At 47.4% G+C, this 24,793-nt stretch carries 19 protein-coding genes; 3 read left to right on the top strand and 16 right to left on the bottom strand.

Annotated features, from left to right (window positions below):
* Positions 1–203: 203 nt before the first annotated feature.
* Both EJQ19_RS08500 and EJQ19_RS08505 read left to right on the top strand, forming a co-directional pair.
* Complete coding sequence (locus EJQ19_RS08500; RefSeq protein WP_126140776.1) at positions 204–1,838, top strand: ATP-binding protein; 1,635 nt, start codon at positions 204–206, stop codon at positions 1,836–1,838.
* Entirely contained in the window at positions 1,813–2,526 is a 714-nt protein-coding gene (locus EJQ19_RS08505) for a response regulator (protein WP_126140777.1), read from the top strand. Before EJQ19_RS08500 ends, EJQ19_RS08505 begins: the two co-directional genes overlap by 26 nt.
* Positions 2,527–2,528: 2 nt before the next feature.
* Here EJQ19_RS08505 and EJQ19_RS08510 read toward each other — a convergent pair whose 3' ends face one another.
* Genes EJQ19_RS08510 through garD form a run of 4 tightly spaced genes read right to left on the bottom strand, consistent with a single transcriptional unit; the run spans position 2,529 to position 7,116 of the window.
* Positions 2,529–3,689: a glycerate kinase gene (locus tag EJQ19_RS08510; protein WP_126140778.1), complete on the bottom strand. Its 1,161-nt coding sequence runs from the start codon at positions 3,687–3,689 to the stop codon at positions 2,529–2,531.
* A gap of 31 nt (positions 3,690–3,720) precedes the next feature.
* Positions 3,721–4,605, bottom strand: coding sequence for a 2-hydroxy-3-oxopropionate reductase (garR, locus tag EJQ19_RS08515; protein ID WP_126140779.1), 885 nt, complete (start codon positions 4,603–4,605; stop codon positions 3,721–3,723).
* A gap of 24 nt (positions 4,606–4,629) precedes the next feature.
* On the bottom strand, positions 4,630–5,520 hold the full coding sequence (gene dapA, locus EJQ19_RS08520) for a 4-hydroxy-tetrahydrodipicolinate synthase (RefSeq protein WP_126140780.1): 891 nt from the start codon (positions 5,518–5,520) through the stop codon (positions 4,630–4,632).
* A 60-nt stretch (positions 5,521–5,580) separates the two neighbouring features.
* Entirely contained in the window at positions 5,581–7,116 is a 1,536-nt protein-coding gene (gene garD, locus EJQ19_RS08525; RefSeq protein WP_277600933.1) for a galactarate dehydratase, read from the bottom strand.
* Between the two features lie 126 nt (positions 7,117–7,242).
* Here garD and EJQ19_RS08530 point away from each other — a divergent pair, with 126 nt between their 5' ends.
* A complete protein-coding gene (locus tag EJQ19_RS08530) occupies positions 7,243–8,163 on the top strand; it encodes a LysR family transcriptional regulator (RefSeq protein ID WP_126140782.1) in 921 nt (306 codons plus the stop codon).
* 39 nt (positions 8,164–8,202) lie between these two features.
* Here the strand turns inward: EJQ19_RS08530 and EJQ19_RS08535 are convergent, their stop codons facing one another.
* The 12 genes from EJQ19_RS08535 to EJQ19_RS08590 form a co-directional block, all read right to left on the bottom strand.
* A complete protein-coding gene (locus tag EJQ19_RS08535) occupies positions 8,203–9,798 on the bottom strand; it encodes a glycoside hydrolase family 43 protein (protein ID WP_164716381.1) in 1,596 nt (531 codons plus the stop codon).
* Between the two features lie 33 nt (positions 9,799–9,831).
* Complete coding sequence (locus EJQ19_RS08540) at positions 9,832–11,436, bottom strand: type 2 periplasmic-binding domain-containing protein (protein WP_126140784.1); 1,605 nt, start codon at positions 11,434–11,436, stop codon at positions 9,832–9,834.
* A 49-nt stretch (positions 11,437–11,485) separates the two neighbouring features.
* Entirely contained in the window at positions 11,486–12,364 is an 879-nt protein-coding gene (locus EJQ19_RS08545) for a carbohydrate ABC transporter permease (RefSeq protein WP_126140785.1), read from the bottom strand.
* Positions 12,365–12,374: 10 nt separating this feature from the next.
* On the bottom strand, positions 12,375–13,313 hold the full coding sequence (locus tag EJQ19_RS08550) for an ABC transporter permease (RefSeq protein ID WP_126140786.1): 939 nt from the start codon (positions 13,311–13,313) through the stop codon (positions 12,375–12,377).
* 178 nt (positions 13,314–13,491) lie between these two features.
* Entirely contained in the window at positions 13,492–15,711 is a 2,220-nt protein-coding gene (locus EJQ19_RS08555) for an AraC family transcriptional regulator (protein ID WP_164716383.1), read from the bottom strand.
* Positions 15,712–16,038: 327 nt separating this feature from the next.
* A complete protein-coding gene (locus EJQ19_RS08560) occupies positions 16,039–17,169 on the bottom strand; it encodes a glycoside hydrolase family 88/105 protein (RefSeq protein ID WP_126140788.1) in 1,131 nt (376 codons plus the stop codon).
* Between the two features lie 35 nt (positions 17,170–17,204).
* Positions 17,205–19,418 carry a helix-turn-helix domain-containing protein gene (locus EJQ19_RS08565; RefSeq protein WP_126140789.1) on the bottom strand — a complete coding sequence of 738 codons (2,214 nt, stop codon included), beginning with the start codon at positions 19,416–19,418 and terminating at the stop codon, positions 17,205–17,207.
* Between the two features lie 119 nt (positions 19,419–19,537).
* The gene (locus tag EJQ19_RS08570) at positions 19,538–21,058 is read right to left on the bottom strand and encodes an extracellular solute-binding protein (RefSeq protein WP_126140790.1); all 1,521 of its coding nucleotides are present in this window, start codon (positions 21,056–21,058) and stop codon (positions 19,538–19,540) included.
* Positions 21,059–21,117: 59 nt separating this feature from the next.
* On the bottom strand, positions 21,118–21,999 hold the full coding sequence (locus EJQ19_RS08575) for a carbohydrate ABC transporter permease (RefSeq protein ID WP_126140791.1): 882 nt from the start codon (positions 21,997–21,999) through the stop codon (positions 21,118–21,120).
* Positions 22,000–22,014: 15 nt separating this feature from the next.
* On the bottom strand, positions 22,015–22,950 hold the full coding sequence (locus EJQ19_RS08580; protein WP_126140881.1) for an ABC transporter permease: 936 nt from the start codon (positions 22,948–22,950) through the stop codon (positions 22,015–22,017).
* 366 nt (positions 22,951–23,316) lie between these two features.
* The gene (locus EJQ19_RS08585) at positions 23,317–24,228 is read right to left on the bottom strand and encodes a dienelactone hydrolase family protein (protein ID WP_126140792.1); all 912 of its coding nucleotides are present in this window, start codon (positions 24,226–24,228) and stop codon (positions 23,317–23,319) included.
* A 26-nt stretch (positions 24,229–24,254) separates the two neighbouring features.
* Positions 24,255–24,782, bottom strand: a complete 528-nt coding sequence (locus EJQ19_RS08590) for a carbon-nitrogen hydrolase family protein (RefSeq protein ID WP_126140793.1) — start codon at positions 24,780–24,782, stop codon at positions 24,255–24,257.
* Positions 24,783–24,793 lie beyond the last annotated feature (11 nt).

The following is a 24,793-nucleotide window of genomic DNA, read 5'->3' on the forward strand; positions in this document are numbered from 1 at the left end:
ATCGTTTTTTGTATCCGTTTACTTTAAAGCGCTTTCAGAATAGCATCTCAAATTACATGTTGGGAAGTTTATGGCGATTAGTTGTAATAACTCCGTTTTGACCATTTTGTTCATATTGTTCACGGAGCTGGATACCCTATAACCGTCAAAATGAGAACGCTTTATGTTACAATACAAACAAAAACAGGGGGTCGGCGAGGAAAATGAGGCTTCAAACCAAGCTTATCCTTATCATTTGTTCGTTTCTTTCCATCGTAATTATCAGTCTAAGCAGTATCTTTTATTACATCATGACTACAGCACTAGAAGATCAAATTGGCACACGCGCCTTAAAAGTTGCTGAAACGGTTTCTAATATGCCTGACATTCGCAATGCTTTTCTAACCACTGACCCCTCTAAGATCATTCAGCCACTTGTTGAAAAAATAAGAGATCAGATCGATGCCGAGTACATCGTCGTCGGGAATCGCGAAGGCATTCGTTTCTCCCACCCCATTCCTGACAGGATTGGAAAAGAAATGGTCGGCGGCGACAACGGGCCCGTACTGGAAGGCCAATCGATCATTTCCAAAGCGATTGGCTCTCTCGGTCCTTCACTTCGCGGTAAAGCGCCCATTTTCGATGAGCAAGGCACAGTGATCGGCATTGTGTCCGTAGGATTTCTTACAAAAGATATTCATTCCATTACGTATACCTATCAATCGCGTATCGAGTTCATCTCCCTTATCGTCCTTATTTTTGGCCTGATCGGTTCTGTCCTTATTGCACGTAATGTCCGACGGGCTATTCACGGCTTGGAGCCCAAAGAAATCGGTGAGCTTTATACCGAGAAACAGGCTATTTTACAAACCATCCGAGAAGGAATCATCGCCGTAAACCGTGAAGGCATTGTTACAATGGCGAATCGTTATGCTTTGCAGCTTATGCAGCTGCCGATCAGTGCCAAAATTACAGGTAGGCATATCGAAGATGTCATACCGAACACCCGATTGAATGAGGTCGTACGTACTGGCGAGGCCGAATTCGATCATGAAATGCTCATAGGCGATCATGAGGTTATCGTCAACCGAGTGCCGATTATCAATCGGAAGCATGGTGTAACCGGAGCCGTCTCGAGCTTTCGAAGCAAATCCGAGCTGTATCGATTGGCGGAGGAGTTATCTCAGGTGAAACGCTTCGCGGAAGCCCTACGTGCCCAGACACACGAGTTCTCGAACAAGCTGTATGTCATTTCCGGACTTATCCAGCTGGAATCTTACCAGGAGGCCATTGATCTTATCTCCAAAGAATCCGATGTGCACCAGAATTGGGTGCAATTCATCATGACCGAAATCCCTGATCCCATGATCGGAGGCTTGTTAATTGGCAAATTCAATCATGCTCAAGAGAAGAAATTAACTTTTGAAATTGATCCCGAAAGCTCATTTAGAGACATACCTGCAGAGATGGATCGAAATTTGCTTGTTACCATCATAGGCAATCTCATTGATAATGCCATGGAGGCCGTACTCGCAGCGGAAGAACGAAAGGCTCCTTATGTGAAGTTATTTCTAACTGATCTTGGCGAGGATCTGATCATTGAATGCGAGGACTGTGGCATTGGTATTCCGGACGAGATAGGGAACACTGTGTTTGAGAAGGGCTTCTCAACGAAAGCAGGTGACCGCGGCATCGGACTGGCCTTAGTTCAACACGCTGTGCACAAACTCAACGGATATATTACCTTTCAAAAAAATCCTGAATGCGGCACCATTTTTACGGTCGCCATCCCGAAATATCCAAATTCGACAGCGAGGAGACCTTTCCCCGATCATGGAACATCAACAACCGGCCATTGAGGTGCTAATTATTGAAGACGATGTAAAAATCGCCGAAATTAACCGAAGGTTCATTGAAAAAGTAGACCATTTCCGCGTTGTCGGAATCGCTACCGATGACGTTCAGGCCAAAGAGCAATTAGACATCTTACGGCCAGATTTAGTGCTGCTTGACGTTTATTTCCCAGACGCCAATGGTCTAGACATGCTCTCGTATATTCGCCAGCATTTCAGGGATACGGATGTCATCATGATCACAGCTGCCAAAGAGATAGAGGCGATACGGGAAGCTGTTCGGAGCGGTGCGTTCGATTATATTATGAAACCGCTGATCTTTAACAGGTTACAGGAAACCCTGTTGCGTTATCTTGACTTTCATCGAGAGCTGAATCGTTTACATCACAGCGGTTCTATTAATCAAAGCGACGTCGATCGCCTCATTTCGGGAACAAGTAAAAAGGAATTCCGCAATGAGAATTCCTATCTTCCTAAAGGCATCGATAAGTTGACATTAGTCAAAATTGTTCAAGCGATTTCTACCGCGGCAAACGGAATGTCCGCAGAACAAATTGCCAAAGAAATAGGCGTCAGTCGTTCGACTGGACGCCGCTATTTGGAGCATTTGGTTGCTTCAGGCGAGGTATTCGCTGATCTGACCTACGGTGTCGTTGGCCGCCCCGAGAGAGTGTATCGGAAAAGGGATACTTAATGCTAACTATCTATTTTCCCAGTGTGAATTCGCATTCCAATTGCAATTAATCGGCACATGCGGGCCGTAGCGGCTTCTACCAGTTCCTCTGCCTGCTCGATACAGGCCGCAAGCTCCATGGCCCTGGGAACAATGCTGAGCAGGGCGTCTATTCCGTGCTGCAACACGGTGTCAGCCTCGTGTCCCAAGCCCCCGGACAAGATGACCGTCGGGACACCGGCTCGTTTGGCCAAAGCCGCTACGCCAATCGGAGCTTTGCCGAAGGCTGTTTGGTAGTCCGTGGACCCTTCTCCGGTCACAACGAGATCTGCTTCACGTACCATGCCTTCAAACCCGACTGCCTCCAGCACAATGGGAACCCCGGGCAGCAGCTTCGCGTTCGTAAAAAACAGAAGGCCGGCTCCCAGTCCTCCCGCCGCACCTGCCCCAGGCTGATTCGCGACGTCCTTGTCCGTAGCGGCCGCCGCAACAGCAGCGAAATGCTGCAGTGCGCCATCCAACTGCTGCACCATGACAGCGTCGGCCCCTTTCTGGGGACCGAAAACGGCAGAGGCCCCCCGCGGTCCGCACAGCGGATTATCCACGTCGCAAGCCACATCAATCGTTGTCTCCGCCAGGCGCGGATCCAGGCCGGATAAGTCAATTCGTGCTAACCGGGCTAAAGCCGCACCGCCAACCGGGAGCTCACGCTCTTCAGCATCGTAGAACCTAACGCCAAGCGCTTGAGCCATTCCCGCTCCTGCGTCGTTCGTTGCGCTGCCGCCAAGTCCGAGGATCACTTGGCGCGCGCCTCGATCCAGCGCAGCGAGAATCAGCTGCCCTACACCATAGGTCGTCGTATGCAGCGGATTACACGCTGCAGCCGGAACCAAAGGCAGCCCGGATGCCGCGGCCATCTCGATAACTGCTGTTCGACCGTCTCCAAGCATCCCCCAGAAAGAATCTACGGGTTCTCCGAGCGGACCTGTCACACGCGCCGATAGCATTTGTCCACCGGTAGCACGCACAAGCGCTTCAACCGTTCCTTCACCGCCATCGGCAATCGGAAGCTTTACCACATCGGCAGTTGAGAAAATACGACGGATGCCTCTCTCCATCGCATCCGCGACGCCGATGGCGGACAAACTCCCCTTATAAGAATCGGGTGCTACAATAATTCGCATGGCTCGCTATCACCCCGCCTAAGAGCTCTGGTCATAATCTGCTCACTTCGACCTTTGCGAGCTTCTCATAATATCGAATGAGGCTTCCATGGTCGCAATCGCCCATTCCGTCTACCTTGAGCGCCTGCATCATCTCCATAACAGAAGCAGTGAGCGGCAGAGGTACGCCGACCTCATGAGAGGTCTCAAGAACGTTGAGCAGGTCCTTTATATGAAGATTGATCCGGAATCCTGGATCGAATTTGCGGTCCATCACCAGCGGAGCTTTGGCATCCAGTACTGTGCTACCGGCAAGTCCCCCTCGGATCGCCTGATAAACCAGCTCAGGTTGAACCCCGACCTTGCTCGCCAGGACGAATGCCTCGGACATCGCGGCAATGTTGAGCGCCACGATAATTTGATTCGCCAGCTTCGTTACGTTACCTGCCCCAATATCGCCAGTGCGTACCACCGAGGCAGCCATCGCTTTCATAATCGCATAGCACCGGTCGAAGATCTCCTGCTTACCCCCCACCATGACCGACAGCGTTCCTTCAATCGCCTTGGGCTCTCCGCCGCTGACAGGCGCATCCAGCATTTCGATGCCCCGCTCGCTGAGCCGCTGTGCAATTTCTTGACTCGTCAGAGGCGCGATCGAACTCATATCAATCACGACGGTACCGGGCTTGGCCCCTTCGATAATTCCATTCGTGCCCAATGCCACTTCCTTCACCTGCGGAGAATTCGGCAACATCGTGATTACCACATCCGATTGCTCTGCAATGGCCTTAGGCGAATCAGCGGACGAAGCGCCCAAGGCGACGAGCTCCGCCATCCCCTTGTTCGTTGCCAGAACGACCAGCTCATAACCGGCTTTTAATACTTTTTTACTCATCGGCTTCCCCATAATACCGAGTCCAATAAATCCGACCTTCATCGAACGTTCCTCCTATTTCCCCGTCTAGATGGCTCCCATTTCCGTCAAAATCGCTCTGAGCTTCTTTCGGTTCTCTTCGGTAGCAGCCGTATTCGGCAGAATCGAGCTGCCTACCTCCAGGCCAATCAAATTCATGGCTTCCTTCGTAACGACCGGGAAGCTGGCCAAATTGAATGCCATCCGCAGAGGAGCCAGCTTGAATTGAGCTTCGCACGCCGCTGAGAGATCGCCGGACATAAACTTATTGTAGATGTCCACCACAAGGGCGGGTACAATATTGGCCGTGGATGCGACGCAGCCGACAGCACCGTATGCCAGAGATCCAAGGATCATCACGTCACGGCCAGCCATGACCTTGAAGCCTTTCTCTCTAGTCCGTCGAATGTACTCGGCGGTTAATGTCATATCGCCGCTGCTGTCCTTCACCCCGACGATATTCGGAATATCGGCCAACCGTTCCATCAATCGAACGGTAATATTGTTCCCTACCCGATCCGGGTTATTGTATAGAAGCACAGGGAGTGGCGTTGCGTCTGCAATTGTGCGGAAATGCCGATAGAGTTCATCCTCGTTCGGCGTCAAAAACATCGGTGGCAGTATTGTGATCGCTTGTACCCCCAGGTTATTTCCCATTCGCGCAAGTTTGACACATTCCTTGGTCGCAATTGCCCCGATCCCCATGTAAACTGGCACACGGCCCCCCACTTGATCAAGAGTTATGCGAACCGCCCGCTCCTGCTGCTCATGATCAAGACCATAAAACTCTCCGTTGCTGCCCATCGACAAAATACCATGAACTCCGCCCGCGATCACATGCTCTACCACCCGGCGCAAGCCTTGCTCCTCAACGCATTCTTCCGCATCCACCGGAGTAACGATGGGCGGTATGACCCCGCGAATCCAACCTGTATCCATGACTTCACTCCTCCTCTTTTGCTCCTCGAAAACTATCACTCAGGTAACTCCAGACTTCGCTCAGGTGACGGGTGCCGGGTTAAATAAAGCGAGGTCATTGTGCAGCCCCCAATGGTCAGCCCAGGTTCGCTTGTTCCCGCTAGCGACATCCAAAATGAGATGGAACAGCTCCCAGCCCACTTCTTCGATCGTCGCATCACCGGTCGCAATAGTACCCGCATTCAGATCGATCAGATCATGCCATTGCTCTGCTAACGCATTTCTCGTCGATACTTTGATGACCGGAGCGGCAGCCAATCCGTAAGGAGTGCCTCTGCCGGTAGTAAACACCTGTAGATTGATACCGGAAGCGAGCTGCAGCGTACCGCATACGAAATCGCTGGCAGGTGTCGCTGCGAACAGCAGCCCCTTCTGGGTTGCTCTTTCACCGGGAGACAAGACACCGGCAATCGGACTCGTCCCCGATTTGACGATAGATCCGAGCGACTTCTCGACGATGTTGACTAAGCCGCCTCTTTTATTCCCAGGCGTCGTATTTGCGCTGCGATCCGCGCTGCCGCGCTGCAAGTAATCATCGTACCAATCCATCTCACGGATTAAAGCTCGCCCGACATCCTCATTCACTGCACGTGGGGTTAACAAGTGAATGGCATCCCTGACCTCCGTCACTTCGGAGAACAACACCGTGGCTCCGGCACGAACAAGCAAATCTGCGGCGTATCCGACAGCGGGATTCGCCGTAACGCCCGAGAAGGCATCGCTTCCCCCGCATTGCAGACCAACCACCAGCGCCGATGCAGGACAAGTTGTGCGTTTCCGGCGGTTCAATCTGTCAAGGCGCTCCTCCGCCATCGCCATGATCGATCTGACCATTGGCATGAACCCGTGACTCTCTTGCAGGGTTACGATCTGATCGGAGGCGCCTCCAGGCACGATCCGTTCGGGAAGCAGCTTTTCACATCCCAGCCCCACGACCATGAGTTCCCCGCCGAAGTTCGGATTTTGCGCGAGATTCTGAATGGTGCGTATCGGAATAATGGCGTCAGGCGCATTAATCGCCACCCCGCAGCCGTAGGTATGGGTTAGTGCGATCACGTCTTCGACGTTTGGAAAGCGAGGAAGCAGCTCTTCTTTGATTTTCTTGACTGCGAAATTCAACACGCCAGCTACGCATTGCACACTGGTCGTGATGCCTAAAATATTTTTGGTTCCAACACTTCCGTCCTCATTCCTATACCCCTCGAACGTATAACCATCCAATGGAGGAATGGTTTGCGGTAAGCTGCTGGCTATAGGAAGCTCCGACAATTGAGGCGGTGTCGGCATTCTCACGAGTGACTCATCGATCCGACTTCCCCTCGCAATCGCGCTCATCGCATACCCGATCACCTCTCCATAACGGATGATCGCCTCATCTGGATTTAGATCGGCAAGCGCTACCTTATGCCCCTGTGGAACATTTTGCAGGAGCTTGAGGCCGCAGGGAAATACTGTTCCTTCCGGCAGTCCGCCTGCATTGGCAACAATCGCCATATTATCCTTAGGGTTCACCTGGATATACAGCGGCTTTTCACTTTCAACTCGTTGAACAGTCACATGGATCATCCCCTCTCGTAAGCACTTGTTCCTGAATTGAACTTATAGTAATCTAGAACTATCGAAAAGTAAAAGTGATTAAAATACGTTTTCTCTAAATTAATTTAAGAGTCGGGGCGACTGTACATGGAATTGAAGCAGCTGGAATACATGATCCAAATTGCCGAAGACAACAACATTACCAGAGCTGCGGAAAAACTGTTCATCACGCAATCCGCTCTCAATCAGCAGCTCCTGAAGCTTGAGAACGAGCTGGGGACGCAGCTCTTCGTTCGTTCCAGAAATAATTGGCATCTGACTCAGGCCGGAGCCATCTATGTTGAGAACGCCAAACGTATCCTGCTGATTAAGAAAGAGACCTACAACAAGATCAATGACCTGCTTGAGATCAAAGAAGGAACACTAAAGATCGGTTTAACTCCTGAAAGAGGAACCGACATGTTTGCCGCCATTTATCCGGGTTTTTATAATAAATATCCCAAAGTCAGGATCGAGCCCCTTGAAATGACCGTCAAAGAGCAGCAGCATGCCATTTCCCAAGGTAATCTAGATATCGGCTTTGTCACGCTTCAGCCTGCTCAAAAAACGAAAGATGCGTACATCCCGATCTGTTCTGAGGAGATCATCTTGTGTGTGCCCCGCACACACCCACTCTCTCATTTAGGAGGCCGACTTGGGGAACCGCTTCCTGAAATCAGCCTTACGCACTTTGCAGAGGATTCATTCGCCGTCATGCGGAAAGGCTCCACATTACGGGAAATATATGACGATCTCTTGGCCGAAGATGATATTTCACCTCCCATATTATTGGAAACCCGAAGCTGTCAAACGTTGTTCGAAATGGTCGCCGAGGGGATCTGTTGTTCAGTCCTTCCTATCAGTTATGCCAGCTCCCGGTCGAATGTCTCGTTCTTCTCTCTACCTCAGCATCCGGTGTGGGAAATTGCCGCAAGCTATAAAAAAGACAGTTATCTGACGCAAGCGGCGAAAGAACTGATCGCGCTATGTACCGAGTATTGGGAGCGAAAGATGAGCGAGCTAAGATAAATAACCGCCCTACACGCGATATTGTGTAGGGCGGTTTCACTAGGTTCGATATTCAAACTGTTTAAATGTCGCACTACCGCTGGGTTGGTATAGGACTCCCATTGCGAAGATGCCAATACGAGGAGCCGTATAGCATTTATATCGGGCAAAGTTCTCCGGATATATAAATTCCGCCGGTACGGTAAGATCCAGATCCGTATACGAGGCACCGTCCACCGAATAGGCGAAGGTAAAATGCTGAGTATCCGCATCAAGATTTGCTTTCAGCCACAAATCCTCCCCCGGCTCCATTTCAAGTCTACGCTGAAATAGCGTATGCCGGAAGCATCTCTCCGAACGGTCCAACTGCAAATAAAGTCCGTCATCCTCCTGCTTCTCGTACAGTTTGGTCGTATCAAATTTCTGTCCAGAGGTTTGGCCGATCCCATAACGGACGCTCATCAGCAGCATGGCATCCATATCGCGATAGACAATGAGCCCCGCTTCTTCCCCCAAAGATCGCGGTGCGAAAGATAGCCGAGTTCGTGTCTCAAACCCGAAGTGCTCCCACCGGCGAGTTAAGATCAAGGTGGAACCTGGAACATACAAGGGATAAGGTTGACATTCAAGCTCCAGTCCTTTATCCGTAAGCGCGTAGCTGCCTTCCAGCGGATGGCGTACCCATTCCCAAATCGGAGACAGCTCTGCTCCGTTGAACAGCTCAGGCTCGGACTCGGTCAAGTCGAGGGCTTGACTACCTGGAACCTCCACCCACTCCTGTGGGCGGCCGCCGTCTCCAACTTCAAACCATTCGTCGCTCGTCCAGCGAACAGGCTCAAGGAACGTTTCGCGTCCTAAGGGAGTCGCTCCGCCCGGCGTCAGCGGACGGCCGCCGAGGTGCAACATCCACCAGTTCCCACGGGGGTCTTCCACCAGCTTGCCGTGTCCCGCCTTCTGTAGAGGATGGGCGGGATCCGGCTGGGTCAGGACCGGATTGTGCGGACAAGACTCATACGGTCCCCAAATGGAACGGCTGCGTGCCAATGTTTCCATGTGGCCGAAGGCGGTACCTCCCTCAGCCAACATCAAATAGTAGTAACCGTTCCGCTTGACGATGTGGGGCGCCTCCGGCGCTCTTCCTCCCGTACCCGGCCAAACCTGACGTGCTTCTCCGATCAGGCGAGTCCCGTCTGCGTCTAGCTCTTGCAGCCAGCCTCCGCCGAAGACGAGATAGCGGCGACCATCATCGTCATGAAAGATGGATGGATCTATGAAATGATGGTTTAATACGATACCATCGGAATAGGGGCCTTCCGGCCGCTTAGCCGTAAACAGGAGATTCGAGCAGCGTGGCTGACCATGAAAAAAAGGAACGACCACCCAAAACTTGCCGTCCGCATAAGAAATATCGGAGGCGAAGACACCGTGCGAATCAGGCACTCCGGTCAAATCAATCTGGCTCCGCCGGGTAATGACGTGACCGATAGGCTTCCAGTGAACTAGATCGCGGGAATGATGTATCATAACGCCAGGAAAATATTGAAACGTCGAGGTCACGACATAATAATCGTCCCCAACCCGCACAATCGAGGGATCTGGATAATCCCCTGGCAACACAGGGTTGGGAATGGTGATCCTGCTTTCAGAATTGGACATCACGAAACTATTCCTCCACATTTGAAGTTTTTATCATCTTTTCAAATAACGGTCATATCCTGCCTGTTGAATTTTCACCACGTTTTCAAGTCCCATGGCATTCATGTGAGCAACAAACTGATCGAATTTATCCAAGGACTCCGTACCCATAATGAATTTATTCATCATCTCTTCCTTGTAGGTCGTTATTTCCGTGAACTTGGAATTGAGCACATCACGCTCTTCCTGCTTAAAAGAAATAGATAACGGGAAACGATCCTTGATGAATGGCGTTATCGAATCGCGGATCTTTTCCAGCTTAGGCGTCACCATTGCATTCTCGTAACGGATATCCCACTGGTAAGCAAATTCCCGGTGACCTAGCTCATACATTTTGATGAGTGGAGAGTTGTTCGCGTCCTTCATAATCACATCGGTAAACTTCGGTTGATCACCCTCCATGACATAAGTCTCACCCAGCTTACCAAAGTTCATCGCCAGTTGCCCCTCCGGACTGTAAAACCAATCTTGCATTTTTGCGATCTCGACCTTGAATTTCGACTGGGAACTAACAGCAAATCCGTTTTTAATCAAAGATTGCTGACTCTTCGTGTAGGCATCCGCTCCGGATGGTCCCTTCAAAGGAATCGTGCCATTCATGACGGCATTGGCATTAACTTTGCCAACCAACTTCTCCAATGCATCGAGCCGCGGGAAGGAATCGAAAGTCGCCCCTGATACTTGATTTGTAAATCTCGACTCCCATACTTTTTGATCGTTGGTAATATACTCCTTGTCAATCAGCCCCTCTTTATACAGCTTGCTGACAAATGCCAATGCGTCCTTCATCTTCGGGTTCGTGTACGTATAATACACCTTACCGTTGTCAACATAGAAGTCTTCCTCGAGTGAAACCCCGAACGGTTCAAAAAATGGAAGTAAGCCCCTTGTTTTTAGTTTCGTTGTAAAGGGAATCTCATCATTTTTCCCATTGCCGTTTGGATCCTTCTCCTTAAACGCTTTCAATACCTGATACATTTCCTCTGTTGTTGTTGGTGCCTTTAAGCCTAGCTTATCCAGCCAGTCCTGGCGGAAAATATTGAGGTTGATGGTCTTCACAGCAGAAATTTGCGGAAAGTAATAAATGTTGCCGTCATCGGACTTTATCTCTTTCGCTATTTTCGGGTTGGATGCCATGACTTGTTTGAAATTGGGCATGTATTGATCAATCAGCTTGTTCAATGGCTCAAAAATTCCATTCTCTCCACCCTTAATTAGCAGATCCGTCGATGCCTCCATCATATCTGGCAAGGTGCCCCCAGCTAGGGTTAGATTGAATTTCTCAACATAGTCTTTGGTATCGACTGGTGCCTTGAGCCATTTGAAGTAAACATTTGTCTTCTCAACGATTGGCTTCATCCAAAGTAAATCGTTGGATTCGACCGATTCCGGTCGTGATCTCATGTAAACACTAATCTCGATTTTCTTATCATTGATCTTAGCGTTCGGATCGATTTGAGCCGGTGTTGCCGCAGACGATGCATCTGGCTTTTTCGCTTCTGGTTTCGACTGGGAAGCGCCTCCTGTTTGACAAGCTGTCAGCAGCACCGACAGCACCACAACTCCCGAGATACCCTTCAACACTTGTACATTCTTCATTCTCGTAATCCTCCCAAATAATATTTTTGTGGAGAAGATGTTTCCACCTTCATCCCTTAACCGAGCCGATTAACGAGCCTTGTACTAAATATTTCTGAATAAACGGATAAATAATTAAAATCGGCAGGGTCGTCACGATCAGCGTGGCGTATTTGATCGATTCGCTGATCAGGTTCTTGTCATCATAGACATCAATCATGACTAAATCGGTCTGATTTCGAATGACGATATCCCGAAGCAAAATTTGCACTGGAAATAGTTTTTCATCATTCAAATAAATCATGGCTGGAAAAAAGCTGTTCCACTCGCTCACGCCATAGAATAATCCGATCGTAACCAAACTTGGTACCGATAATGGAAGGATGATCCTGATCAAGGTTTGCATATAAGAGCATCCGTCTATTTTAGCTGCATCTTCCAGCTCAGTAGGAATTTGTTCAAAGAATGTCTTCTGCACAAAAACATAGAAGGATGCGATAGCCGTCGGAATGACGATAGCCCATATTGTATTTCTCATCCCTAAGGCATTGACCACTAGAAAGGTTGGAATTAGGCCTCCATTGAAGAGCATCGGAATCAGCACCAGCGTAATCAGCGTCTTACGTCCCGGTAAATCTCTCCTGGACAAAGGGTAAGCCGCGCAAATCGTTAACACCAGGCTGATAGCAGTTCCCACAACTGTATAAGTGACCGTATTCAGGTAAGAACGGCCCAACATGGGATATTCAATCACCCGCTTGTAGGCTTCGATTTGGAACCCTTTCGGGATGACACCAATGTGTCCTTGCTGAATGAATAGCTGGTCACTCAGCGACGCCGCCAAGACATACAAAAATGGATACAGGGTAACGACAGATATGATTAACAGTATCCATACATTGACACAATTAAATATCCATCCTCCCGCAGTCATGCGTTGAAATTTCATGTTCTCCCCCCTACCATAGGCTCGTATCGGAAACCTTTCTCGCTAACTTGTTGGCTGTGACGATTAGAATCAAGCCCATTACCGACTGGAACAATCCCACTGCTGAAGCGAAGCTGTAATTCGCTTCTAATATTCCTCTACGGTACATATAAGAGCCGATGACATCCGCCGTAATATAGGTATTCGGATTGTATAGCAAGATAATTAGATCGTATCCGACATCCAGCATATGGCCGATTTTGAGCAGAAACAGAATGACGATGGTCGGCAAAATGCCGGGCAAAGTGATGTGCCATGTTTGCCTCCAGCGGCTCGCTCCATCCACCCTAGCAGCCTCGTATAATTCTGTGTTAATGCCAGTAAGCGCAGCAAAATACAAAATCGCTGACCATCCGAGCGTTTTCCAAAGATCAATACCGGTAAAAATTCCCCAGAAGTAGCCCGGCTGCAGCAAAAAACTCGTACGCTCAAGGCCCAACTGAACCAACATGTTGTTAATCAACCCTACCGTCGGAGAAAGGAAGGTGACTGCCATGCTGGCCACGATGACCGTGGAGACGAAGTGCGGTAAGTAGCTGATCGTCTGCACCGTTCTCTTGATCGCCGTTATCCGTACTTCATTAAGTAAAAGTGCAAAAACAATAGGCGCCGGAAACACAAAAATAAGATGTAAAACATTGATCATGAGTGTGTTTCGCAACAATCTCCAAAAATATACAGAATGGAAAAAGTCGGAAAAATGTTTGAATCCAGCCCAGTGGCTTGCCAAAATCCCTTTGTACACATTGTAGTCCATAAACGAAATGATGAAAGCCATAACGACGGGCACGTAACGGAATACAATAAAATAGATGAGTGGCGCCAAAAACATCAAATAATAGGGCAGCGCTTTCTTGAAGCCCCTCTGCCAACCAGAATTGGCGATGACCCCCGCTTGCGGCTTGCTCATGTGCTGATCCTCCTTTCGAAAATTGGTTTACGAGCTAAATGTATACGGTTTCATTCATGCGGTAAATCGCGATTTCTTTCGATACATCTTCATTAATTACGATTGTGGTCTCCATTTCGTTGGATGAATACTCAAAATGCGATTAACAAAAAAACTGCCCGACTACCGGACAGCTTAATTAACAAGTTCCCTGATGAATTTGTCTGTACTGGCCAGGCGTGACGCCTTCGTACTTCTTAAATACGCGGATAAACGTATTAGAATTGGTAAAGCCAACCTGATCCGAAATATCCGCGATAGTTCCCTCCGTCAAACTGAGGATTGACTTGGCTTTTTCTATCCGCTTGCTGTTGATATAATCCAAGCAATTCATGCCAGTAATCTCTTTAAATATACTGCTTAGATAAGAAGGGGACAGCCCAAGTGCATCTCCGAGCACTGTAAGCGATAAATTCTGGGAGTAATTTTGCTCCACGTATTCCTTAATTTTAATAAACATATGCGAAGATTGACCCTGCTTGTGGTGCTGGATCCATTCGCTGATTTTTCCAAACGTCTCTTCCATGAATGTTATTCTTTGCTGCACACCAGACTGCCGATCAAGCTGCTTGTAGATATCGAAGGAGTTGCCGAATATTTCCTCCATTGATGAATTAACCTCATAAACCGTACGAATTGCCGTTCCGGCCAGTGCGTGAAACAGATTTCGGATCATCTCCGGAGTCAGTCTTCGATCGTTCAAGTTATGCAACCACAGTGTTTCAAGCTGCGCTTTCCAGCCTGCCACATTCCCTGTTTTCACCAAATTAATGATCCGCTTCTCCATATCAAGTGAGTACACCGGCTGTCCGATTAGCAGCCCCGCCACCTCTTCTACAAAGATTACACTGCCTTCTCCACGCACAATTTTGAATTGCAGAGCGCGCAACGCCTCATCGTAAGATAAGGATATGTCTTCAGCCCTACTATACAATTTGCCTACTCCCACGGTAATCGTCGGGGAATAAACCCGATGCAGATTTGCAGTAACCGAACGGATGTACGCGTAAACAGAGCCCATATCAGGATTTTCCCAGTCGATGTTCAATAGGGTTACCAGTAGGTCACTCCGCTTTCGGATCGTCCTAGTCTCCATAGCGCTTAGCTGCCCTTCGCAGCAAGGTTTGTCGACCAAACTGATCATTTCCTCGATTCTTGCACTCCCTTGATCTGTATGAGCGAATTCCCCAATGTCGAATGCAATAGCCTGATACGAGTCAAAACGAAAAGACAATCCCAGCTCTAAAGACAGCCTGTTTAATTCAGCACTTGTCCCACTCCCTTCCAGTAGATCGTCTATGGCCTTATGATGCAATGCCGGCAAATTCCGGTTAAAGGCGTCGCGCAAGTTGGCGTTTTCATAGTAAACATAATTCATGATTCGATTAATGAACTCCAGCTCGTTTTCCTTCTTGCCTTTACCTTCCGTATCTTTGCGCCCGAACTGGTTCATATATTCTACGATTTGATGAATCGGCCTATAAATCCGGCTGGTTAGCAAGTAAGATACGATACATCCAACGATCAGGCATAGCAATGCTGCCATCAGCGTGAACTGCCTGAATTGATTTACCTTTTGAGTAATGAATGATCTCGGGACAACGCTAATATATTTCCAATCACCGACTAGGGAAGAAGTGAATACAATTTCGTACGGCTCACCACCGATCTTTTCCTGAAGCTGGCCGTTTGAGGCCTCTATCGATGTAAATTTCGTAGACAGTTCGTTTTTCATCATCTCAAACAGCGCCTCTTGGCCGCTTCTCATCGGGTTACTAAACACCACATTGCCGGACTTGTCGAGTGTGAAAATAAAGGCGGGAGACGGATCGCTGCCTTGTTGGATCATCTTGGAGAAATCTTCCGTTTTCACGTTGACATACAAGATGCCTGTCGGCGACAGGTTACTTAAAGGAGCCGTTCGAGCGAAGGTGAGTACCGATGACGGAATGTCATAGGAGGTTGCACTTTGGCGGCCCATATATGTAAATCCAATATGACGAGCGCGCCGTTCGTTCCAGTTCATAGCTGAATCGACTTTATATACATCCTCGTAATAATAATCGGAATTATACTTCGAAATGTTGTTAAGGACGACTGGATACCGATAAAATTGGACCCAAAGATCCGAAATGAGTGTATTGGCAAGCTTGATGCTTTTCAAGTATTCAATATTTTCTTGAAATAGCAATTGATCCGAATCCCACGTTTGTTCAGATAAATAGAGTGCCCGGCGAATGGAGGGCTGCAGCGACATCTGATACGTTAGATTGTCCAAATTGCTCAATGTATGATCAACGTTATCCCGTGCTTGTTCAATATATTTATTGTTGGATTTAATGACTTCTTCGGTTAGCAATTGAGACGATTTCGTGTATGAAGCATATCCGAATGCAAGGATAGTAAACAGAACAAAAACGTTGAAGAAAAAGAGCAGTCGAATAAAAACGCTCCTTTGTTTAAACAACTTCATGCTTTGAGGCAGCACCAGCATCCCCCCATTCCCAGAATAGGTCCGACAGTCCTCCTACATTGGCATCCATCATATGATCTTTCGGGTTCACCGAGATTGAACTTATCGTAAGCTATAATGATCGAAAAGTACAAGTAATTAAAATACGTTTTCTCTAAATTTATTTAAGAGATACCCAATGTTTATTGCGATAAAAGCTTCACTTGTATCGATTCAATCAGCGGAAGCCATTTCTCTAGGCTCTTGTAAAATCTTAACCTCGCTGTAGGCCATTAACAGCGGCGCAACGCCATGTCCATTATTACTCACAATGATTTCATTCTCCGTGTAGTATTCGAAGCTTCCGTCACGAACCTTACCGGTATCAGGGTTTGTACCCAGACCAGCACTTCGGCAGATCCCGCCGAGCAGCACTTCGCCATTCTCCTCTCGGAGATATTGCCGGATTGTGCCATCAAATGCAAACTTGCCGCGATGGGCGTACTCTTTGGCCAGATAACCAAGGCGTGAACCTTTTAACATGGCATAAGCAAGCATCAACGTGCCACTGGACTCCAAGTAATTCCCTGGACGATCCCCCCGATCAACAACCTGGTACCACATTCCCCCGCTATGCTGGTAGGGCAACATACCGTCTAGTGCTTCCTGCAAAATCATTTTCAAAGGCTCACGATCTACCCGTTCATCTTCCAGAAGTTCAAGTACGTCAACCAATGCCATCACAAACCAGCCGACAGCACGTCCCCAAACATTCGGAGACATTCCTGTCGTTTTGTCGCACCAAAACATCTCTCTACTCTCGTCGTAAGCATGGTAGTACAAGCGATTCTCTTCGTTAAAAATAAATTTCCTAACGTTCATAAACTGATTAATCGTATCCGAATAATTCTTATTTTTCTCAAACTCCTTGATGTAGCGCACATAAAACGGTTGCCCCATGTAAAGTCCATCCAGCCAAATTTGATTTGGATAATTTTCTTTATGCCAAAAGCTGCCTGACTTTGTTCTTGGGTATGTCTTCAGTTGATCATAGATCCAGTCAAGCACATGCTTATATTTGGGATCTTTTTCTCTCTTGTATAAGTCAAAGAGAATGGTCGCAGGTCTAATCTGATCAATACTGTAATAACGCACATCGATGACAGGGATGCTGCTCTTCTCATCATAAAGACGATCGATGAAATTTTTGACAAATACATAATATTCTTCTTTCCCCGATTGTTTATAGCTGTCCATATACGATTTGAGAATGCAGCTCTCAATATAATGCCATCGCAAGGAAAACCATTTTCCTTCACTCGCTAAATAGTGGTCTCTTATTTGATCTAACATTGGATCGTTCATATACGATACCCCTCCCAAAGTTAAAAATGGATCATTTAGCTGTCTCGAAATTGCCCGGGTGTCATTCCTGTCAGCTTTCGAAAAGTCCGGATGAAGCCAGTAGAATTAGTATAATTAAGTCGCTCGGCAATTTCAGAAATCTTCATATCCGTCTCTTTCAGCCATTTTTTCGCCATGTTCACCCGATAATTCGTTAAATAGTCAATAAAAGTAACACCGATTTCCTTCTTAAAAACACGACTTACATAAACAGGATGATATTTGAGCTGCGCGGCACACGATTCAAGGGAAATATCCTGTTCATAGCCGTTATGGATCATTTCGACCATTTGATGCGCGAGATTGATATATTGCGAATCCGCGCGTCCTTTGAAGAAAGCTAGCGCAGGCGGCAGCAAATCCGTCTTAAACCATAGCGTAATCTCTTGTACCGTGTTCAGTTTCATGAAAGTTTGGAGCACCGATTTGGTCTCGATTAGGCTTTCTAATGTTCCGCCCTGCTGCTGGACATGACCATGAATCTCCGTGATCAGCTCAACCATCACGAATTGAAAATCGTTAAATCTGATATCTCTATCCATGATCGACGCAATATATTGATCAAAATGCTCAAAGGTGGCGGTTGCATCCCCTGTTTTTAATGCGTTGATAAAATAGTCCTCCAAGTAATTCAGTGATGCTGCGAGATGATTGCTGTTCTCTGGAACCGATTCAATATCATCATAATGAATAATGATATCACTCCCGAGACGGATCCTTCTCTTCAGCGCTTCCAACGCCTCTGCATGCGCATTCGTGGCATCCGTATATCTCGTAAACACTCGGCTAATCCCGATACTGACCTTCAGCTGAAGCAGCTCGTGAACCTTGGCTTTAATCTCTTCTGCTGCCTGATGAAAACTCCTTTGAAGTTCTTGCGGATCTCCCGCATCACCAGTAAGCAGAGATACCTGCGATTGATCCAGCAAAAGTGATCCAAGCAAACGATCAGCCGGCAAAAGCTCACTGACAATATTTTGGATAGCAAAAAGCAACAATTCCTTATCGCTTTCCATATATCTCGTATCCTGAAGAGAATCAATCTGAAGCGCAATCACACCCAGGGGCCTCCCTTTCTCCGCGAAGCCATAGGCATCAACCTTGAAAGCAAATTCGCTCTCTGTAACCTGCCCCATGAACAGTTTCAATAAGATGAACTCTTTCATCTGCCCCATTTGACCTTGAAGCTGCTGTTGAAACTGCTTCCGCGTTCGGAATAAAGCATTAAATCTATCCTCGATATAAGCGAATTCATCTTTCCTGCGAGGCTCTGCGGTTTCACCACCGAACTGCTCAATCGTTTGAAATAGCCGCCGGATTGGAGAATACATCCGTCTGCTTCCGTAGAAGGCGGCAGCTGAAATCACGATAAAAACGATTAGGCAGACATTGATCGTGACGAGTGCAATTTTCTTGGATTCCATCGTCACTTGATCAATGGAAACAACGGAAACGTAGGTCCAATTATTCGAAGATACTCGGTAATTTACTGCCGTAGCTTTGCCTTCGAAGTAGCCGTTGACCTCTTTCTCAGCTTTCAATGGCGCCAGTAGCGCCTCTGTATTGAAGCTCGCGCCGCCATTACTCAAGAAAGGAATGTGCGCTTGATTCAGTACGTAAATATCTCCCAGCTGCTTCGTTTGTGCTAACCCTTTTTCCAATTCCGTCTTCGACATCTCAATAATCAACAATGCCTTCGGGGATGTGGAGGGTGCGATTATCGGAAGTTTTACGACCATCCGAATGCCATTTTCATCTGCAAGCCAGAATAAATTCTTGGGATTCTTTGCATAGTCTTTCAACTGCTCTATATCCGAATATTCCTGCGTACTGGTAAAGCCTAGATTGCCGATCATCCAGTTATGGTCCAGGTTAATGAGATGTGTGTCCGCTACTGCGGATAACGAGTGTAAGTTATATAAGCCTTTGGCAAGGCTTGTAATGGTTTGGAAATCATCCTGAATCAAATCATTGTAAAGATTGTCCGTTACAAGCGGTGAATTTAAATATTGCACAGCACCCATTTCTACATTTTTTAAGACCTGCTCAATTCTCATCTGGTTCTGCAGCAAAATTTGGGCATTGCTTTCTTTCACCTTCTTCTCAATATCCTTAGAAGAAATCTGATAAGAAATCATTCCGATTGTTGTGACAGGAATGGCAACCAGCACCATGGCGAATAGGATCATGCGATATAAATAGGTGGGCAAATGAATTCCTCACTTCTGTTTACTGTCGTTTCGATGACCCTAGTATACCAAAACCAGCCGCCCGACTGTTAATACCCGGACGGCTGCTGGAATCATGACTTCTTAGTTGATTGAACGCTCTATTTCTTCTGCTTGGCGTATTCTGACGTATACTCAGCAATTACCTTCTCGCCGCCAGCTTTCAACCATTTATCAAGCTCTGCCTGCCAGCCGGCATCATCGATTTTCCCCATAATATATTTGGTTTGGGCATCGCGAATCATGTTATCCAGTTCCACGCCTTTTTCCGTATATGTCTTCGAATTATACGTCAAAGCTACGTTCGGCACGACACTCTTCAGATTGTCTTCCGCAATTTTCGAACCTTTTGCCTGCAGTTCGGATTGCTTCAAAGGCAGACCTTTACCTGCTGTCTCAAAGGAAGGCAAGCTGTCACGGTATGGTTTCACTTCTAGGTTGAACAACGTCAAATCTTTAAATTGACCTTTGCCATCCTCTGTCTTCGTAAAGTGTTTGCCTTCAACCCCTCTCGTCAACAACGTTGACATTTCGGGATCGAGCAGCTTGTCGAAGAAGCCTAACAGACGCTTCAACTCTGCTTCTGACTTCACGCTTGATTTCGGGAATAGGAAGAAGCCGTTGTTCCCAGACTCAGCTGGAACTTTAAGTCCAGATGGACCTTCAAAAGGCACGACATCTACAACTGCCGTCGGCGTAGACTTCAACACGTTGTCAAAAGAAAGCTGTGCGGCTGTTGCTACCGTATTAACACGGATGCCCACTTTACCCGCATTCCATTTATTATCGGAATCCGCCGATTGCACGATGGAGAAATCTTGATTAATTAATTTCTCGGCATACAAACGTTTTAACAGCTTCATCGAATCCATATATGGCTTCGTCATAAATTCAGCTACGATCTTACCGTTTTCAACCCCCCACTTATTAGGGGCTCCGTTCGGAACAGAAAGTCGAGTCAAGAAGCTGGAGCTGGCAGCTGGATCGTTATAGTTTTTATCTAGGAAGAAGCCGTAAGTATCTGCTTGACCGTTCTTATCCGGATCTTTTTCTGCGACGGCTTTCGCCATATTGTACCAATCATCCAGAGTGACGGGCGGCTTTATGCCAAGCGCATTAAACCAGTCTTTGCGGTAAATGATTCCGGCACGTCCAATATCACGGTATAACGGAAGCCCATACAGCTTGCCATCCACTTTGATGTTATCGTAATACATAGGGCTAAGTTCGGATAAATTTTTGTAATCCTTCAATAACGGACCAATCTCCCAGAATAATCCGGACTGGATCGCATTCAGTGTCGATGCATTAGCTTTCACTTTAAAAGCTTTAGGCATTTCATTGGAAGCAATCATGATGTTCTTCTTGTCTTCAAAAGCAGCATCTGGAATCCATTGGATATCGATTTTGGCATTCGTATATTTCTCTATCGCCTGCTCGATTTCACTGCCCTTTTTGGGCGCCTCTCCCACTTGCGGTGTAGCGATCGTCACCACGAGAGGCGTGTTGTCCACCGCCGCCTTCTCCTCTTTCTTCGGATCGGTGCTGCTGCTACATCCTGCAAGTGTACCTGTTGTCAACGTGATGGAGCAAAGTAAAGCCATATACCCTTTTTTAATCATGCTTAACCCTCCTTAATTATGAATAATACGGTATATTTGCAGGGATAAACCATACTAGGTTATCCCTTTACCGAACCTAATAAAACACCTTTCGCGAAATGCTTCTGCAGGAATGGATATACGAGAACAATGGGTATTGTCGCAACAACAATCGAAGCCATTCGAATCGTTTGAGGCAAATAATCCGTTGGATCGGATTGAGAGGACGAATCTCCAATTTTATCTTGGGACATGAGCACAATTTGCCTAAGCACCACCTGCACGGGCCATTTCTCAGAATCGTTGATATAAATGACCGCGTGGAAGAACGTATTCCAATGTCCTACCGCGTAAAACAGCCCGAAAGTCGCCATAGCTGGCATGGATAAGGGCAGAACAATTCTGAACAACGTTCCGATATCATTGCAGCCGTCAATTCTCGCAGCATCCTCCAACCCGTCTGGAATTTGCTGAAAAAAGTTTTTCAGAACAACTAAGTTAAACGCACTGATCGCTGTTGGAATCATAAGTGACCAATAGGAATTGATCAGTCCAACCGATTTAACGACGAAGTAGGTCGGGATCATACCGCCACTGAAAAGCATCGTAATGAGGATCAATAGCAGGAATGTTTTACGACCGCGCAATGTGGCCCGAGCCAATGGATACGCTGTGAATGAAGTTAATATGAGATTGATCAATGTTCCTAAAACGGTTACATAAATCGAGACTCCGATACTTCTAATCATCGTGTCCGTTGAGAAAATGTATTTATACGCGCTAAGCGTAAATTTAGTAGGTATCAGCAGCAATCCGCCTTTGACAACCTCAGAAGGAGCTGCAAACGATACCGAAACAATATAGACAAAGGGAATAATCGTGATCAAGGAAACGAGGGTCAATAGCGCATAGTTAACCCAATCGAATATTTTATTGTTTAACGTCTTGTCATTCGTTGGCATGAATAAGTTCACCTCCTAATAAACGCCTTCTTCGCCAAACTTCTTCGCTAGCCGATTCGCGCCGAGCACAAGTACCAGTCCAACTAACGATTTGAACAAACCAACTGCAGCACTGTAACTATACTGAGCCTGAGTTAATCCCTTCATATACACATAAGTATCGAACACTTCGCCTACTTCCCGGTTCATAGAGTTCAACATCAGAAAGATATGCTCAAAACCTGTATCCAGGAAGCTTCCCAGTCTTAGAATAAACAGGATCACAATCGTACTGCGGATAGCAGGAATCGTGATGTGCCAGAGCTGACGCCACCGACCAGCCCCATCCATCCGAGCGGCTTCATATAATTGCAAATCGACCCCAGATAAAGCGGCTAAAAAGATAATCGTCCCCCAACCTGCCTCTTTCCAGATCGACTGACTAATGATCATCGGTCTGAACCATTCCTCGCTTAGCATAAACGGAATTTTCTCAAACCCAAAGCGCACAAGCAATTCATTCACGACGCCACCCTCTGTCGTAAATAGGACATAAAATATACCGACAGCGACGACCCACGATATGAAATGCGGCAAATAAAGGAGGGTTTGAACAATTCGTTTGAACATCTCCCTTCTCGCTTCATTAATCATGAGGGCTAATACAATCGGAAGCGGAAAAAAGAAGACTAAATTATAGATGGCTAACAGCAAAGTATTTCGAAATAGTGACCAGAATTGGGGCTCCATAAAAAAACGTTCAAAGTGTTTAAAGCCTACCCATGGACTGTTCATAAATCCGGTAAAAGGCTTGTAGTCCTGAAACGCCATGACTAGACCAAGCATCGGTACATATTTAAATACGACGAAATACAAGATCCCAGGAAATAGTAGTAGATACATCCATCGATCTCTTAAGAGATCTCGTACGAGCTGCGAACGTTTCAATGCGCTTAATCCCGCTCTTTGCATTTTAGCTTCCAAGGGTTGCTGCACTCGATTTCCTCCTGACTGAAATGGTATGGGGTGATACCTCGTATGATACGTTATCCGTCTCGTTACAGGCTATCGTACTCATTTAACTTCTTTCACTTAACCTTGAAAACCCTTACATGGCGGGTGATTTAGCAAGCACGCAATTTCCAAGTATTCATTTTTTTCAGTGATCGTAATGATTTAATGTGCAGAATAGCTCACGTTTAGTTTTTATCACAATAAAAAAAAGTGCAGTTTTCTCAAAATCTTGAGAGAAGACTGCACCTTCATATTTCCCGTAAATTCCAAAGTATGACCCGACTTTCCGAATCAAGACCAATTGTGATACGATTAATCCTTCACTCATTTATCTAACCATGCTTGCAAGTACGCAATAACTTCATCACGCATCGCCTTCGTCTCCAGATGGGCAACATCGTACCTTGATAACCTCCAGGATTCGGAAGCATGCAATTGAGTATAGACGCTTCTTAACTCGTGATCGATTTTGTCCAACCCTTTCACCGGGGTCAGCGGATCAAGGTTTCCAGCCAAGCTCAAATGGGGGCGCGGAGCTATCAAGGCATTAATTTGCGCTGTTGTAAAATGATTCAGTAAATCGGGTACGTAGTAAAATAACCCATGCCGATCAATTCCGCCTTCTTCCAATAGCGTCTCAAAATCGGTCAGGCAGCAGATGTCCACTGTCACTTGAATCCGCGGGTCCAATGCTGCGAGCCACCAAGACATCGTACTCCCCATCGACATCCCTAGTGTGCCAATCCTTGCGGGATCGACGTCAGCGCGAGAGACGAGATAGTCGACAGCGCGAAGGCTGTCAAACACCATCATGCCCCACATCGTTCGGCCCTGCCAGAGCAGTTCCTTGAAGATGGTCGCCTCGCTGCGGCTGCTACGCTCCCCAAACGCCCAAGCGTCAATAGCTAACACAGAGAAGCCTAATTCCGTGAGACTCTCGGCATAGGATTTGGCATACATGTAAGGGGCGGGGGACAGCAGTTCCTCTTTGCCGGCCGCGTATCGCCCGCCATGCGAGTGGTTGTAGAGCATGACCGGCGTATGGGGGGTTGCATGCTTGGCGCGCAAAAAGTAAGCCGGAACCGGCTCGCGGTCATTCAAGTCCAATACGAGTTTCTCCAAGATATATGAACGATGCTCTTGTTCCTCCAACAGTTGCGCTTGAATCGGCTTCGTTCGCGACGGCAGCCTGCCCAGCAGTCCCAGCAATTCTTCTCTACGATCCACGACGTCCATCCTTCACAGCCTCCACAACGTACGAGTTATAGTAAATCCAGGTAAGTCTCAGGTCTTCTTTCTTTGGTATACAAGCTGCGCGGTTCTCCACGTCCTGGACCGACCGACAGCCAGTACTTATACAACCGTTGATCTAAATAGAGATCCGCAGCACAAACCCCCATCTCCTCGTCCTCTACATAGCCAATCAGTTCACCGTTAGGATCAATAACTCGACTGGCGTTAGCTCCGCCTCCGCAGCCGGCCACGACCACATGCAGTCCATTATCGCGAGCCCGCGCTCTTGTCTGCAATAAGCCATTTCCGATCGTTGGGATAAAAATGACTTCCGCTCCTTGAAGCGCCAAGATCCTTGCAGATTCGGGAAACTCTTGATCGTGGCAAATTAGTATCCCGATTCGCCCAAAGTCGGTGTCGATGACCACATGGTCATGCCCAGGCATGACACCCATTTCCGCTTCATATAACGGCAGATGAATTTTTCGCGTGCCGGCGCAAGCACTTGTCGGTCCCCCATTCGGGAACACCACCTGCCAGCACCTGTGAACGTTCATACAAATCCTCC

Origin of the sequence: Paenibacillus whitsoniae (assembly GCF_003955665.1) — a bacterium.
GTDB lineage: Bacteria > Bacillota > Bacilli > Paenibacillales > NBRC-103111 > Paenibacillus_E > Paenibacillus_E whitsoniae.

Excerpts from the sequence above, each read along its gene's own strand:
- EJQ19_RS08500 (WP_126140776.1), top strand. The coding sequence starts at position 204 with ATGAGGCTTCAAACCAAGCTTATCCTTATCATTTGTTCGTTTCTTTCC.
- EJQ19_RS08505 (WP_126140777.1), top strand. The coding sequence starts at position 1,813 with ATGGAACATCAACAACCGGCCATTGAGGTGCTAATTATTGAAGACGAT.
- EJQ19_RS08510 (WP_126140778.1), bottom strand. The coding sequence starts at position 3,689 with ATGCGAATTATTGTAGCACCCGATTCTTATAAGGGGAGTTTGTCCGCC.
- garR (WP_126140779.1), bottom strand. The coding sequence starts at position 4,605 with ATGAAGGTCGGATTTATTGGACTCGGTATTATGGGGAAGCCGATGAGT.
- dapA (WP_126140780.1), bottom strand. The coding sequence starts at position 5,520 with ATGGATACAGGTTGGATTCGCGGGGTCATACCGCCCATCGTTACTCCG.
- EJQ19_RS08530 (WP_126140782.1), top strand. The coding sequence starts at position 7,243 with ATGGAATTGAAGCAGCTGGAATACATGATCCAAATTGCCGAAGACAAC.
- EJQ19_RS08535 (WP_164716381.1), bottom strand. The coding sequence starts at position 9,798 with ATGTCCAATTCTGAAAGCAGGATCACCATTCCCAACCCTGTGTTGCCA.
- EJQ19_RS08540 (WP_126140784.1), bottom strand. The coding sequence starts at position 11,436 with ATGAAGAATGTACAAGTGTTGAAGGGTATCTCGGGAGTTGTGGTGCTG.
- EJQ19_RS08545 (WP_126140785.1), bottom strand. The coding sequence starts at position 12,364 with ATGAAATTTCAACGCATGACTGCGGGAGGATGGATATTTAATTGTGTC.
- EJQ19_RS08550 (WP_126140786.1), bottom strand. The coding sequence starts at position 13,313 with ATGAGCAAGCCGCAAGCGGGGGTCATCGCCAATTCTGGTTGGCAGAGG.
- EJQ19_RS08560 (WP_126140788.1), bottom strand. The coding sequence starts at position 17,169 with ATGAACGATCCAATGTTAGATCAAATAAGAGACCACTATTTAGCGAGT.
- EJQ19_RS08570 (WP_126140790.1), bottom strand. The coding sequence starts at position 21,058 with ATGATTAAAAAAGGGTATATGGCTTTACTTTGCTCCATCACGTTGACA.
- EJQ19_RS08575 (WP_126140791.1), bottom strand. The coding sequence starts at position 21,999 with ATGCCAACGAATGACAAGACGTTAAACAATAAAATATTCGATTGGGTT.
- EJQ19_RS08580 (WP_126140881.1), bottom strand. The coding sequence starts at position 22,950 with ATGCAAAGAGCGGGATTAAGCGCATTGAAACGTTCGCAGCTCGTACGA.
- EJQ19_RS08585 (WP_126140792.1), bottom strand. The coding sequence starts at position 24,228 with ATGGACGTCGTGGATCGTAGAGAAGAATTGCTGGGACTGCTGGGCAGG.
- EJQ19_RS08590 (WP_126140793.1), bottom strand. The coding sequence starts at position 24,782 with ATGAACGTTCACAGGTGCTGGCAGGTGGTGTTCCCGAATGGGGGACCG.